Annotated in this window: 5 protein-coding genes, 2 tRNA genes and 2 rRNA genes; 7 read left to right on the top strand and 2 right to left on the bottom strand. The window is 36.1% G+C overall.

From position 1 onward, the window contains the following. The first annotated feature begins 37 nt into the window (after nt 1-37). From QW060_RS18315 to QW060_RS18345, 7 genes are all read left to right on the top strand, one after another. Nucleotides 38-111 (top strand) — tRNA-Ile (locus QW060_RS18315). 97 nt (nt 112-208) lie between these two features. Next, a tRNA-Ala gene (locus tag QW060_RS18320) sits at nt 209-282 on the top strand. Nucleotides 283-406: 124 nt separating this feature from the next. Next, nucleotides 407-3,288 (top strand): 23S ribosomal RNA (locus tag QW060_RS18325). Nucleotides 3,289-3,370: 82 nt separating this feature from the next. Beyond that, nucleotides 3,371-3,482 (top strand): 5S ribosomal RNA (gene rrf / locus QW060_RS18330). A 168-nt stretch (nt 3,483-3,650) separates the two neighbouring features. Next, on the top strand, nt 3,651-8,684 hold the full coding sequence (locus QW060_RS18335) for a translocation/assembly module TamB (RefSeq protein WP_290364752.1): 5,034 nt from the start codon (nt 3,651-3,653) through the stop codon (nt 8,682-8,684). Then, entirely contained in the window at nt 8,665-10,974 is a 2,310-nt protein-coding gene (tamL, locus tag QW060_RS18340; RefSeq protein ID WP_290364751.1) for a translocation and assembly module lipoprotein TamL, read from the top strand. The genes QW060_RS18335 and tamL overlap by 20 nt, the downstream gene beginning before the upstream one ends. A gap of 86 nt (nt 10,975-11,060) precedes the next feature. Next, a complete protein-coding gene (locus tag QW060_RS18345; protein WP_290363714.1) occupies nt 11,061-12,461 on the top strand; it encodes a sigma-54-dependent transcriptional regulator in 1,401 nt (466 codons plus the stop codon). Here QW060_RS18345 and QW060_RS18350 read toward each other — a convergent pair. Both QW060_RS18350 and QW060_RS18355 read right to left on the bottom strand, forming a co-directional pair. Further along, on the bottom strand, nt 12,458-14,920 hold the full coding sequence (locus QW060_RS18350) for an ATP-binding protein (RefSeq protein ID WP_290363713.1): 2,463 nt from the start codon (nt 14,918-14,920) through the stop codon (nt 12,458-12,460). The genes QW060_RS18345 and QW060_RS18350 overlap by 4 nt on opposite strands. A gap of 77 nt (nt 14,921-14,997) precedes the next feature. Beyond that, nucleotides 14,998-15,656 (bottom strand): acyl-CoA dehydrogenase family protein (locus tag QW060_RS18355; RefSeq protein ID WP_290364904.1); only part of this gene is annotated, 659 nt, incomplete at its 5' end.

Raw genomic sequence — 15,656 nt, forward strand, 5'->3', positions numbered from 1 at the left:
GCTGTTAATTCAAAAAAAAAAGAAGTAAAAATTACAGAGTCTCGTAGCTCAGCTGGTTAGAGTACTACACTGATAATGTAGGGGTCGGCAGTTCGAGTCTGCCCGGGACTACAATTTTACTTAAAAAAAGGAAATTTTAGAAGATGAGTATGAATTACACATTCATTCAAAATTCAACATTCATAATTTAAAAGTTCAAAATTATAATGGGGGATTAGCTCAGCTGGCTAGAGCGCCTGCCTTGCACGCAGGAGGCCATCGGTTCGACTCCGATATTCTCCACTATTTCTGTTAGCTCAGAAAAACCGTTCATTGACATATTGGAAAACAAACAAAAGTAGAAAATATTTAAAAAATAAAGCACATTTAATATTTTTTCGAAAGAAAAGGTATTAGATATAGAGCACAATAAGCAAAATAAGGGCGTATGGGGGATGCCTAGGCTCTCAGAGGCGAAGAAGGACGTGATAAGCTGCGAAAAGCTGCGGGGATTTGCACACAAGAATTGATCCGCAGATATCCGAATGGGGCAACCCAATACATTGAAGATGTATTACTCCGATAGGAGGGCAAACCCGCTGAACTGAAACATCTAAGTAGGCGGAGGAGAAGAAAACAAAAGTGATTCCGTAAGTAGTGGCGAGCGAACGCGGATTAGCCCAAACCAATGTTGTTTCGGCAATATTGGGGTTGTAGGACCACGATATTTTATGCAAAGCGAATTAGAACAACCTGGAAAGGTTGACCGAAGAAGGTGATAGTCCTGTATAGGTAAGCGATGTAATAGATAGTGGTATCCTGAGTAGGTCGGGGCACGTGAAACCTTGATTGAATCTGGCGGGACCATCCGCTAAGGCTAAATACTCCTGAGAGACCGATAGTGAACCAGTACCGTGAGGGAAAGGTGAAAAGAACCGTGAATAACGGAGTGAAATAGATCCTGAAACCATACGCTTACAAGCGGTCGGAGCCCATTCGTTGGGTGACGGCGTGCCTTTTGCATAATGAGCCTACGAGTTACCGTTGCTGGCGAGGATAAGCACTTCAGGTGTGGATTCGAAGCGAAAGCGAGTCTTAATAGGGCGCTATAGTCAGTAATGGTAGACGCGAAACCGTGTGATCTACCCATGGGCAGGTTGAAGTTTGGGTAACACTAAATGGAGGACCGAACCGGTTGACGTTGAAAAGTCTTCGGATGACCTGTGGGTAGGGGTGAAAGGCCAATCAAACTCGGAAATAGCTCGTACTCCCCGAAATGCATTTAGGTGCAGCGCTGATAGAGTTTATTAGAGGTAGAGCTACTGATTGGATGCGGGGGATTCACCTCCTACCAATTCCTGACAAACTCCGAATGCTAATAAATGCTTATCAGCAGTGAGGGCATGGGTGCTAAGGTCCATGTCCGAGAGGGAAAGAACCCAGACCATCAGCTAAGGTCCCCAAATGTATGCTAAGTTGAAAAAACGCGGTTTGTCTGCACAGACAGCTAGGATGTTGGCTTGGAAGCAGCCATTCATTTAAAGAGTGCGTAACAGCTCACTAGTCGAGCGGACGAGCATGGATAATAATCGGGCATAAGCATACTACCGAAGCTATGGATTGTATATTTATATACAGTGGTAGGGGAGCATTCTAAACTGGGTAGAAGGTGATATGTGAGTATTGCTGGACTGTTTAGAAAAGAAAATGTAGGCATAAGTAACGATAATGCGGGCGAGAAACCCGCACACCGTAAGACTAAGGTTTCCTCAGCTATGCTAATCAGCTGAGGGTTAGTCGGGACCTAAGGCACACCCGAAGGGGGACGTCGATGGCCAACGGGTTAATATTCCCGTACTTCTTATAATTGTGATGGAGCGACGGAGTGATGAAAGTACCGCGAACTGACGGAATAGTTCGTTGAAGCACCTAACTATAGGTTTGATAGTCAAATGCGTCAGACTTGGTGAAATGCGATAGTACTCGGAGCCTTCGGGCAAAGAGATAGTGTACCTAAGGGCTTCCAAGAAAACCTTCTAAACATAGATTATAAGAACCCGTACCGTAAACCGACACAGGTAGTCGAGGAGAGTATCCTCAGGTGCTCGAGAGATTCATGGCTAAGGAACTAGGCAAAATAGACCTGTAACTTCGGGAGAAAGGTCGCCAGCAGCAATGCTGGCCGCAGTGAAAAGGTCCAGGCGACTGTTTATCAAAAACACAGGGCTCTGCCAAATCGTAAGATGAAGTATAGGGCCTGACACCTGCCCGGTGCTGGAAGGTTAAGAGGAGATGTTATCTTCGGAGAAGCATTGAATTGAAGCCCCAGTAAACGGCGGCCGTAACTATAACGGTCCTAAGGTAGCGAAATTCCTTGTCGGGTAAGTTCCGACCTGCACGAATGGTGTAACGATCTGGACACTGTCTCAGCCATGAGCTCGGTGAAATTGTAGTATCGGTGAAGATGCCGATTACCCGCAGTGGGACGAAAAGACCCTGTGCACCTTTACTATAGCTTAGTATTGTTCTTGGATAAGTGATGTGTAGGATAGGTGGGAGACTATGAAGTGGCGTCGCCAGGCGTTGTGGAGTCATTGTTGAAATACCACCCTTTGCTTATTTGAGATCTAACTCGACGTTGTTGAGGACATTGCTTGGTGGGTAGTTTGACTGGGGTGGTCGCCTCCAAAAGAGTAACGGAGGCTTCTAAAGGTTCCCTCAGCACGCTTGGTAACCGTGCGTAGAGTGCAATGGTATAAGGGAGCTTGACTGAGAGACATACAGGTCGATCAGGTACGAAAGTAGAGCATAGTGATCCGGTGGTTCCGTATGGAAGGGCCATCGCTCAAAGGATAAAAGGTACGCCGGGGATAACAGGCTGATCTCCCCCAAGAGCTCATATCGACGGGGGGGTTTGGCACCTCGATGTCGGCTCGTCACATCCTGGGGCTGGAGAAGGTCCCAAGGGTTGGGCTGTTCGCCCATTAAAGTGGCACGCGAGCTGGGTTCAGAACGTCGTGAGACAGTTCGGTCTCTATCTACTGTGGGCGTTAGAAATTTGAGTGGATCTGATTCTAGTACGAGAGGACCGAATTGGACAAACCGCTGGTGTATCTGTTGTTCCGCCAGGAGCATCGCAGAGTAGCTACGTTTGGAAGGGATAAGCGCTGAAAGCATATAAGCGCGAAACCCACCACAAGATGAGATTTCTTTAAAGGGTCGTGGAAGATGACCACGTTGATAGGCTACAGATGTAAAGGCAGTAATGTCATAGTCGAGTAGTACTAATAGCCCGTAAGCTTATGTGCTCTGGGAGTTGCTTTATAATATAAAAGTCTTTTGTTTTGAATTTCATATATGTTAACTTATAGTGACGCAAGTCATACCGATTTAAGGTGGTTATTGCATCGGGGCTCACCTCTTTCCATTCCGAACAGAGTAGTTAAGCCCGATAGCGCAGATGGTACTGCATTTTAATGTGGGAGAGTATGTCGCTGCCTTTCTTTTGAATCCTCAATCATAATCTGATTGAGGATTTTTTTTTGGAATTAAATAGACGAAATTTTTTATCGATAATAGAATTTAATTGATTTTTTTACACATCAACTCAATAAATATCTTTAAAAATTGGTCAGCCCAAAAGTTTATTTATCTTTGCTATAATCAAATAAATTGCTTTGAAAATTAGACTTAAAAAGATACTTAAATATGCAGGAATCGTTTTATTGTCAATAATCTTATTGGTTATTGGCTTAATAGTGAGTTTGAGATTTCCTGCTGTTCAGAATTTTGTAAAAGACAAATTAATCATCTATTTGCAGGATAAAATCAAGACAAAAGTCAGTCTTGAAAGTGTTTATATCGGCTTTCCCAATACCATTACCTTAAATGAACTTTATCTACAAGGACAACAGGTAGATACATTATTGTATGTTAGCTCACTGGATGTTGGGCTAAACCTTCCAAAATTACTAAACAACACGGCTGATTTGACTTCTGTCGATTTAGAAGGAGTACGGGCAAATGTCGTTAGAGATTCTTTAGGGAAGTTTAATTTTGATTATATTATTGATGCCTTCGCAACAAAGGACGAAGAAGAGAGTGAATCCAAACCTTTTATTATTTCCTTAGATAAGATAGCGATTAAAAAAATCGATGTTACTTTTATTGATGCACTATCCAGTAATGATATTCGTGTAAAATTCAATGAATTTAATACCCGTGTCAAAACGTTTGATCTTGATAAAAACAATTATGCAATCGATGATATTGCATTAGATGGTTTACGATTAAAATTAAAACAGGGCCTTGTAAAAGAAGTAGCTGAGAAGGTTGAGGAAAAGACAGATTCACTTGCTCAAAAAAATCCTTTCAGCATTGCTTTGAATACACTTGCTTTGACGGATATTATGATTGATTATGGAGACGACAATTCGAAAACCTATGCATCTATTGTATTTGATGAGCTAAGAACGAAAATTAAGAGCATTGATTTAGGAAAAAATGAATATGTTGTAGATAAGATTGCACTGAAAAATTCTACTATCAAAGCTTCTTTATTCTTACCCAGCGAAAAGAAAACAGAAGATGAGCAACAGAAAGCGAAGACAAACGGAAATCCTATAGCATTAAAATTGAATCAATTAAACTTAGAGGATATTGCTGTTGTATATGATAATACGGCTGAAAAGCCTTCAGATAAAGGAATTGATTTTAACCATCTTGATTTTAGTAAAATAGATGTCGATTTACGTGATTTTAGTTTCACAGATCAAAATATATCGGGCTCCTTAAAAAATACTTTTATAGCTGAGAAAAGTGGCTTACAGGTCAATAAATTACAAACAGATTTCAGTTATGGTAGTTCTGAAGCCTTTCTAAAAGACTTATATCTTGAAACTCCTAAAACAGTTATTCAGGATGAAGTTATTCTACAATATACTTCAATAGAACAACTAACTAATGATTTAGGAAATGTTGAAATACAGGCGAATCTGCAAAAAACAAAGATTGCATTTTCAGATATACTCATACTGGCACCTGATCTGAAAAATACACCTCCTTTCATTACAAACAGAGAAGCTGTTCTTTTATTAAATACCAGTGTGAATGGTAAAATTGATGATTTATTTATTGAGGAATTTCAACTTTCTGGTTTGGATAAAACAATAGTAAATCTTTCAGGACAGATAAAAAATGCCACTGATCCAGATAAGCTTTGGTTTGATCTAAATGTAAAACAATTAGAAACTTCCTCCAAAACAATTCAGTCTTTAGTACCAAAAGGGACAATTCCAAATACCATTCAAATACCATCCTTTTTATCTTTAAACGGAAAGGCAAAAGGAAGTGTAAATAACTTTGTAGCTGATTTAAATCTTAAAACTTCGGATGGAAATGCAAAGCTGAAAGCAGTATTAGATCAGAGAATAAAAGACAAAGAAAAATATGTTGTTGATGCTGTAATTCAGAATTTAAATGTAGGGAAAATCATTAAAAATGATTCATTGGGGCGGATTTCTGCCACTATAAAAGCGAATGGCACCAGCTTCAATCCTGAGAAAGCCCAGACAAAAGTAAACGGTTATATCAGTTCAGCAGAATTCAATTCTTATACCTATAAAGACATTGCACTCGATGCAAAAATAAACCAGGGTAATTTTGAGGCAACTATAGTCTCAAAAGATGAAAATGCTAAAATCGATTTATTGGCATCAGGATATTATTCAAAAGATAATCCAAGCATAAAAATAGACGGAACTGTTGAGAAATTAGATTTGTATAAACTTAGACTGTATCAAAAACCATTTGCCATAGCTGGAAAAATTAATGGTGATTTTTCTAATCTGTCACCTGATGCACTGAATGGAAATCTTTATTTGCAGGATTTTGCTTTATCTGACGGTAAAGAAATCTATCCGTTATCAGAAATAAAATTAGAAGCAGTATCCAATGAAAATGAAAATAGAATCAGTTTACACTCCCAAATTGCCGATGCAGAATTGACAGGAAGGTACAAACTCACTCAGATTTTAGGATCTGTTCAACAAACGATAGATCAGTATTATCATTTCATGTCAGAAAAAGATAAGGTCGCAGAAATTGAGCCTAATCAATATTTCGACTTTAATGTAAAAATAAAGAACGATGATTTAATTCAAAAATTTGTTCCTGATTTAAAAGAATTTCAGACCATAACACTCGATGGTAGTTATCAGGCAGATGCACGTAAGCTTATAATAAACGGAAGTATTCCTCAACTGACTTACGGAACAATAAAAGTGGATAGTGTAGCGCTTAATATTGCCAATAATGATGCTGCTTTACAATACGGGTTGAGTGTGTATTCTATTGAAAATGAAAATATGGCAGTAGATCGTTTAGGACTTACCGGAGCAGTTTCTGATAATAAAATCACCTATGACCTGAGACTTTTGGATCAGGAAGATAATGTTCAGTATGGAATTGCAGGTAATGTAGAGTCAATAAATGACGTCACTAAAATTGCACTGAATCAAAACGGATTAAAGTTAAATTATGAAGATTGGAATGTAAATCCGGATAATAATATTCAAATAAGCGATGCAGGTATTCTTGCCCATCAATTCTTTATTCAAAATGCAAACAGCCAGCTTGGTATTCAGTCTGAGAACGAAATACCTAATAGTCCATTAAATATTACAATAAAAGGATTTGAAATAGAAACCATTACAGAAATTATTAAGAAAGACTCACTTTTGGCTCAAGGTACAATAGATGGAACTGTGCAGCTTAGAGACTTGAAAAATAATATGACATTTACTTCAGATATTAATGTAAATGAATTGAAGGTTTATGGAAGTGAAATAGGAAATCTGGCTGTTAAAGTAGATAATAATCAACAGGAAGTTTTAAACGCTGATGTAACATTGACAGGTTTTGAAAATGACCTGAAAGTAGCTGGAAACTACAACATACAGCAAAAACAATTTGATCTATCGGTGAATATCAATAAACTACAGATGAAAAGTGTTCAGGGATTTTCAATGAAAGCTATTGATAATGCTGTAGGATACATTTCCGGAGCTTTGAAAGTAACTGGTACAGCTGATGATCCGAGTATTTTGGGAGATGTTAAGTTCAATGGAGTAGGAATGGATATTGCCTCTTTAAACACTACTTTTAAGAACATAGATGATACTATTGCTTTTACTTCCGAAGGAATACAGTTCAGAAGATTCAAGATAGATGATGCAGACGGCAATTCGTTAACAATAAACGGTAAAATTCTAACTAAAACGTATCGCGATTTTGCATTTGGACTCAATGTCAATGCAAGCGACTTTAAAGTTGTAAATTCTACCAAGAAAGAAAACAACATTATGTATGGTATAATGGCTATTGATGCCAATCTTAACATTCGAGGAAATCTGGATCTGCCAAAAGTTGACGGACAGTTGACAGTTAGCGATAAAACTGATTTTACTTTTGTATTACCTCAGTCGAGTCCGGCATTACAGGATCGGGAAGGAATCGTAGAATTCATTGATCAGGATCAGATTGCTTTACAAGGTACGCTTGAACCTGAAAAAGAAATATCTGAGGCAACAGTTAAAGGACTCGATGTATCTGTCAATATTGAAGTTAAAAAAGAAGCCAAGCTTTCTGTAGTAATTGATAAGTCTAACGGAGATTTTGTTAAGTTACAGGGAGAAGCTGAATTAACTGGTGGAGTAGATCCTTCAGGTAAAATAACTTTAGTCGGAAGATATGAAGTAAACAAAGGAAGTTACGAAATGTCTGTAAACTTGCTTAAGAGAAAATTTGATATTAAAGAAGGCAGCAGCATTACCTGGACAGGAGAACCAACAAAAGCGGATACAGATATAACGGCAGTCTATAAAACCAATACGGCGCCTTTAGATCTGGTACAACAACAGTTATCAAGAGATGATAATCCTGCAGAATACAATATGTATAAGCAACGTATTCCTTTTGAAACACTTCTTATGATGAAAGGAGAATTATTAAAGCCTGAAATCACTTTTGATATCACTGTGGATGAAGATAATGCTTCTGTTTCAAGTGAAGTCATCAGTGTAGTGAAAACTAAACTGGATCAGTTGCGTACAGAAGAGTCTGAAATGAATAAACAGGTATTTGCTTTATTGTTATTAAACCGGTTTATAGGAGAAAATCCTTTTGAGAGTAGTGCAGGGATGTCAGCTGAATCTATGGCTCGTCAGAGTGTTAGTAAAATACTATCTCAACAACTCAATAATCTCGCTTCTGATCTCATTGCCGGTGTAGAATTAAATTTCGATCTGGAATCCACTGAAGACTATTCTACCGGAGAGCAAAATACAAGAACAGATTTAAATGTTGGGTTGTCTAAAAAACTGTTAAACGATCGCTTGAAAGTTAATATCGGAAGCAATTTCGGACTTGAAGGTGAACAGAGACAAAATGAGCAAATGACCAATATTGCAGGTGATATTTCTTTGGATTATATGCTCTCTAAAGATGGAAGATATACCTTAAGAGCGTATCGTAAAAATGAATATCAGGTAGCTTTACAAGGACAGATTATCGAAACCGGTGTTGGCTTCATCATCACAATAGATTATAATGAATTCAGAGAAATCTATAGAAAAAACAAACGTAATCAACAACAGAGACGTAACGCAAAAAAACAACAAAATCAATATGAAAAGACCTCTAAATAAACTTCTTTTATTTATTGCCTTTGCTTTTTTAGTGTCCTGTAGCAATACAAAATATTTAAAAAAAGGTGAGTTACTTTATGTAGGTGCTAAAATTAACCTTCAGAGAGACTCACTATCCAAAAAACAGGCAAACCTTTTAGAGACAAATCTGAAAGAGCAACTGATGCCCAAACCAAACAAATCATTTTTAGGTTTACGTCCAAAATTGTATTTCTATAATATCACATCAGAGCCCAAAAAGGAGAAAGGATTCAAATATTGGTTAAAATACAAAGTTGGTGAAAAGCCAGTACTTTTAAGCGATGTTGATATTGACTTTAATCGCAAGATTATTGAAAACTATTCTGAAAATCTTGGATATTTCAATGTCTCTACGAGCTATGATACAGTTACGAAAAATAAAAAGACTAAAGTAATTTATAATGTCAAGCCACGTCAACAATATCTTATTGAAAAAGTAACGTTTCAAAAAGACAGTACGTTGATCAATAGCGAAATACAAAAAATAGCAGCAAAATCATTGCTCAAAGTCGGAGCTCCATTTAATCTGAATGTAATTAAAGCGGAACGTGAGCGTATAGACAGCTACCTGAAAGAAAATGGATTTTACTATTTTCATCCTGATAATATAATAGTACAGGCAGATAGTACCGTCAATAATCATAAAGTTGATCTGATTGTAAAATTAAAAGAATCAACACCTGCAATGGCAACTAAACAGTTTACAATCGATAAAATTGTAGTGATACCAGATTATAATCTGCGTAATTTAGGAAGAAGGAGCCGTGTTGTTTCACAGACACCCATTGATTCCCTAACACCTTACAAAGGTATTTATATCATTGATCGAGAAGAAAAGTTCAAGCCACAGATTTATGACCGTACACTCTATTTTAAGAAAGGAGATTTATATAATCGTACTGATCATAATCTGTCTCTCAACCGTTTAATCAATTTGGGAACCTTTAAGTTCGTCAAAAATCAATTTGTTATTTCAGATTCCCTTAATAACAAATTTGATGTATATTATATGTTGACTCCCAATGAATTTAAATCATTGCGTTTAGAAACATTGGGTAAAACGAATTCTGCAAGTTATGCGGGTGGAGAGGTTAATTTCAACTGGCGCCACCGTAATTTCTTAAAAGGAGCTGAGTTATTTACTGCCTCATTATACGGAGCAATGGATTATCAGGTTGGAGGTCGTGGTAACGGAAATAACATTTATCGTGTCGGATCAAAATTCAGTTTGGCATTCCCAAGGATTATTGCACCGTTTAAGTTTACTTCATCCAGTGCTTTTGTACCTCGGACTAAAATTGGTTTGGGGTATGAATACCAAAGCCGTACGCAACTATATACATTACATAACTTCAATGCATCATTTGGATATCTCTGGAAAGAAGATGTCAAAAAAGAACATGAATTAAATGTACTCGAAGTCACTTATGTTTTTCCTGAAAAGATAACGGATAAATACAAAGAGCAGATGGCAGATAATCCTTCATTGGCAAGAATCGTTGAAAAACAGCTGATTTTCGGACCAACCTATTCGTATACATTTACCAATACAATGCTACCGCTCAAACATACCGTTTATTATAAAGGACAGCTTGATTTGTCTGCCAATCTTACAGGACTTATTTCAGGAGCAAATTATGAAAAAGGACAGCAAAAAGAAATTTTAGGAGTAGCATACAGTCAATATGTAAAAACAGAACATGATATAAGATACTATTTAAAACTAAATGAAAAAAGTCAGTTTGCTGCCCGCTTTATAGCCGGATATGCACTTCCGTATGGAAATTCAGAGTACATGCCTTTCTCAAAACAGTTTTTTGTTGGAGGAAGTAACAGTATTCGTGCTTTCAGAGCTCGTACATTAGGTCCCGGTAGTTATGATCCAAGAACCCAGACAAGCTCTTTCTTAATGGATCAGGCCGGAGATATCAAATTAGAGTTCAATGCTGAATACAGAGCTAACCTGTTCAGCTTCTTAAACGCAGCACTATTTGTTGATGCCGGGAATGTTTGGTTGATGAGAGATGATCCTACTAAACCGGGAGGGAAATTTTCTAATGAATTTTTGAGTGAAGTAGCTGTAGGGGTAGGAGCTGGTCTACGATTTGATTTTTCAATATTGGTCTTACGGACAGATCTTTCCATTCCTGTACGGGTACCTTATTATGAAAAAAATGATCGTTGGCGTTTTGATCATATAGAATTTGGTGACAGAGCATGGAGAAAAGATAATTTAATCTTGAATATTGCCATTGGCTATCCGTTTTAGAATAGGAATAAATTATTACCTTTATACTTTTAATTATAATTATTACCTTTAGTAGACATTGCCTAATTTATAAAAACACTACTTGAATGAGCCAGAGAATATTAGTAATTGATGATGATGTATCATTCTGCATGATGTTGAAAACATTCTTAACCAAAAAAGGTTTCGAAGTGAGTAGCGCATTTACTTTTAAAGAAGCAGAGCAACTAATACTAAATCAATCTTTTGATTTAGTCCTTACCGATGTAAGGTTACCGGATGATGATGGGGTATCAGTACTAAAATTTATCAGGGATACAAACAAAACCACACAGGTTATTTTGATGACGGGATATACTGATATAAAAACCGCTGTCAGTGTAATGAAATTAGGCGCCTTTGATTATGTTTCAAAGCCGATAAATTCTGAGGAAATTTTATTGACCATTCATCAGGCATTAAAGAAAAAAGCAAATTATTCAATTGTAGAGTCGGATAATGGTGATGGAGAAAAAAGCCGGAAAAAATCGGGAGATGAAGATAATAACTATCATCTTTCAGTTATAAAAGGCAAGAGTGAAAAATCATTAGAATTGCATAATTTTATCGATGTGGTAGCTCCGACGAATATCTCTGTTTTGATCATCGGAGATAGTGGAACAGGAAAAGAAAATGTTGCCTATTCTATTCATGAACAAAGCAAACGATCAGATAAACCATACATAGCGGTTGACTGTGGCGCCATACCAAAAGATTTAGCTGCAAGCGAATTTTTTGGTCACATTAAAGGATCTTTTACCGGGGCAACTACAGACAAGACTGGTCATTTTGAAGCAGCTAACGGTGGTACTATATTTTTAGATGAAGTAGGGAATCTCTCATACGAAGTACAGGTACAATTACTACGCGCCTTACAGGAGCGAAAAGTAAAGCCAGTAGGAAGCAGTAAAGAAATAGATGTTGATATACGCGTAATTGCAGCTACAAATGAAGATCTTCAAAAGGCAGTAAGAGAAGGTAATTTCAGAGAAGATCTTTACCATCGTTTGAATGAATTTTCTATTAAAACACCACGACTTTCTGAAAGAGGAGATGATATCCTATTATTTGCCGATTTCTTTTTAAAACAGTCAAATACGGATCTTGAAAAACAGATTTTGGATTTTTCTGAAGAAGTAAAAGAAATTTTTCTGAGATACGATTGGCCGGGAAATCTGAGAGAGATGCGGAACATTATTAAGAGAGCAGTATTACTGACTCAGACGGACATTATCCAAAAAAACGTATTGCCGTGTGAAGTAATCGAACACGAAAATTATTCATCTGATGAAATTATTCATAAGAGAGATGAAGATGATTTAAAATTGTTTTCTTCTAAAAATGAAGAGAATACCATCAGGGTAGCTTTAGAAAAAGCAAAATATAACAAGACAAAAGCAGCCCAGATTTTAGGAATAGATCGCAAAACCTTATATAATAAAATAAAACTATATGAAATCGAGCTTTAAAAAAGCTCGATTTTTTTTAGTTCTTCTATAATTTTCTGAATCTTACCAACTGCTGTTACAACATCTTCTTTTAATTCTTCTGCATTACCATTATATTCATAACGTTCAAGTTTTTCCAGATCAGCAATAACCATATCAGCACTTAACTGTCGAAACATTGGTAACATTCTGTGTGTGATCTCCGCTATTTTTTTTCGATCATTTATCCCAACAGATGCTGATAATTCGTCACAGTTTTTTATGGAAGAGTCAATAAAAACATTTAATATATCCTGTGTAGCATCCAAATCATCCTGGGTAAAACTCAATAATTGTTCTAAGTCAAAATATTCATTTTTTATCTGCATTTTGCTTGTAGGATTAACAGGCTTTTGTTCTCTGTTTATTTCTAACAGCCTGTGTATCGTATTCATTAATATAGGAATATTAATTGGTTTTTGCAGCAACGCATTGAATCCTAATTTAGAAATTTCATTTTCATCCAAATCAATCTTTCCTGTAAATGCAATAACAGGTGTGTTTTTATATTCGGGATTTGAACGTATTGCCTGAATGATTTTATATCCGCTGTAATTAGGCATTTGAATATCTGTAATGATTAAATTATATTTATTTTCATTTAAATATTCTTCAATCAGTTCTCCTTTTTTAAGTGTGGTAATCAGATTCACTTTGTCTTTGATCACTTCATTCATAAGTCGTAATTGCAACATATCGTCATCTACCACTAAAATGTTTTTATGGATAAGTTTTTTTTCATTATCAAAGACGATATCCATATTTTTAAACTGATTATTTTCTCCTTTCTCTACAGGTATTCTAATCGTAAAGATTGATCCTTTGTCCAGACGGCTTTCAAATGTTAATTCTCCTTTCAGTAATTTGATAAGTCTTTTTGAAATATTGAGTCCAAGACCGGTTCCTCCATATACTTTTTCAATATCACCATGTGCCTGTTTAAATTCCATAAAGATATCTTTATGGTACTTTTCATCAATTCCAATACCTGTATCGGTTATTTTTAAAACAGCTTCATTACCATTAAGTACAGCTTCCAATGTTACGCTTCCTTTATCTGTAAATTTAATTCCGTTGGAAAGAATATTTGTAAGAATCTGTTTGATACGATATGGGTCTGAAAAAAAATAGTCATCCAGTTTCGGATCTACGTTGGCAATAAGTTCAATTCCTTTTTTATCAGCATCATTTTTTAATGGAGTTGTAATGCTCAATAACAATTCATTAAAATTAAAAGACTCTTTCTTTAAGACCATTTTATTGTATTCCAGCTTAGAGAAATCTACCAGATCATTTACCAGATTACGGATGTACTGACTGGAATAATTAATATTTTTAATATATTCTTTTTGTGTTTTAGTCTTTAATGTCTCATCTAATAATTCAGAAAATCCTATTAATGAATTAAGCGGAGAATTGATATCATGTGTAACAGAAGCCAGAAAATATGATTTTTGTTCCATAAGATTTTGTAAATCCTTATTTAACCGTTCCAATTGTTTCTTATAAGCACGGCTTTTGTTAAGATCTCTTAGTACTACACCTCCTAAAATAATTACCATTAAAAAGCCAATACCGCCAATCCATGCCAGATTTATAGCTGTTTTATCAATGATCTCATTAGAAAAGTTTATTCTGGAATAGGAGTTTTCCAATACACTTTTCTCCACTTCAATCATAAGACTTTTTATTTTTTCTGAGATATGGCGGTTTTCATTTATCAGTTGTTCCTCTTTCTGATAAAACTCTTTCGCCAGTTTATTTTCACTGTCAATAGCCTGAGAAAAAATATTTTCAGTCATTTTTGCCAGACTGTCTCGTTTACTCTGGTGAATCTTATTCAGTTGTTGCTGTTGTCTCAACTGACGTTCTCTGTCTTCTTTTTCTTTCTTCTCAGAATCGACTACATTTCGGATTCTTTTCCAGAAACCTTCCTTACTTTCCGAAGTAGAATCTTTCGATACATTTACAGCTATATTTTCAATATCATCTTTTGCGGCTCTTACCTTTTTAAACGCTTCATCAAAATATTGTGAATTCATGAATTTCTTTCTGGCCGCAACAATTTCATCAAAACTTTTTTCCTTTTCTCTGATAAGAGACTGAATGGTATCGAGTTTTAAAATCATCTCATCATCCGTAACATTAGTCTTAAAATTGACAATTTGACTTTGTATGGTGTCTACCAATTGATGATATTTCTGAATGTCTTTTTTATCTGTAGAAATCATTGCTACCCTGCCGGATGAATCAGCAGTATAAATATTGGTAATGATACTTCCGAGATTGAGTACTTTATTGTTTTCACTTATTAACTCTTCTTTCGGTTCATTCATGACCTTTACTTCATTGAAAATATACCAGACCGAAAGAATAGCGGTGATACCCAGTATCAGATATCCCAGTGTTAGTTTGAGTTTGATTGCTTTATCGTTATTCATAGCTTTAATAAAAGGAGATGAAAGATATAAAAAAAGTCTGACGTAAGGTCAGACTTTAATTTTATAATAAGTCAATATTATTTAGAGATACCTCTGGAAATAACCACTTTCTGAATTTCTGAAGTACCTTCATAAATTTGAGTAATTTTAGCATCACGCATCATACGTTCAACATGGTATTCTCTTACATACCCGTTACCACCATGAATTTGTACCGCTTCAATCGTTGTATCCATAGCTGTTTGGGAAGAGAATAATTTTGCCATAGCACCAGAAATAGAAATATCTTCTCCGTTATCTTTTTCAGCAGCTGCTTTGAAACACAACATACGGGCAGCAGAAATTTGCGTTGCCATATCCGCCAGTTTAAAAGCTATTGCCTGATGATTGATGATTTCTGTTTTAAATGCTTTACGTTCTTTCGCATATTTTAATGACAATTCATAAGCTCCCTGAGCAATTCCTAATGCCTGTGAAGCAATACCGATACGACCACCGTTCAATACATTCATAGCAAAAGCAAAACCAAAGCCATCTTCACCAATTCTATTCTCTTTAGGTACTTTTACATCTGTAAACATTAAAGAGTGTGTATCAGATCCTCTGATCCCCATTTTTTGTTCTTTCGCGCCGATTTCAAAACCTTCCCATCCTTTTTCAACAATAAAAGCATTGATTCCTTTATGTCCTTTTTCAGGATGTGTATGTGCAATTACAATATATGTTGAAGCTGTTT

This window comes from Paenimyroides ceti, from assembly GCF_030409925.1.

Excerpts from the sequence above, each read along its gene's own strand:
- QW060_RS18350 (WP_290363713.1), bottom strand. The coding sequence starts at position 14,920 with ATGAATAACGATAAAGCAATCAAACTCAAACTAACACTGGGATATCTG.
- QW060_RS18345 (WP_290363714.1), top strand. The coding sequence starts at position 11,061 with ATGAGCCAGAGAATATTAGTAATTGATGATGATGTATCATTCTGCATG.
- tamL (WP_290364751.1), top strand. The coding sequence starts at position 8,665 with ATGAAAAGACCTCTAAATAAACTTCTTTTATTTATTGCCTTTGCTTTT.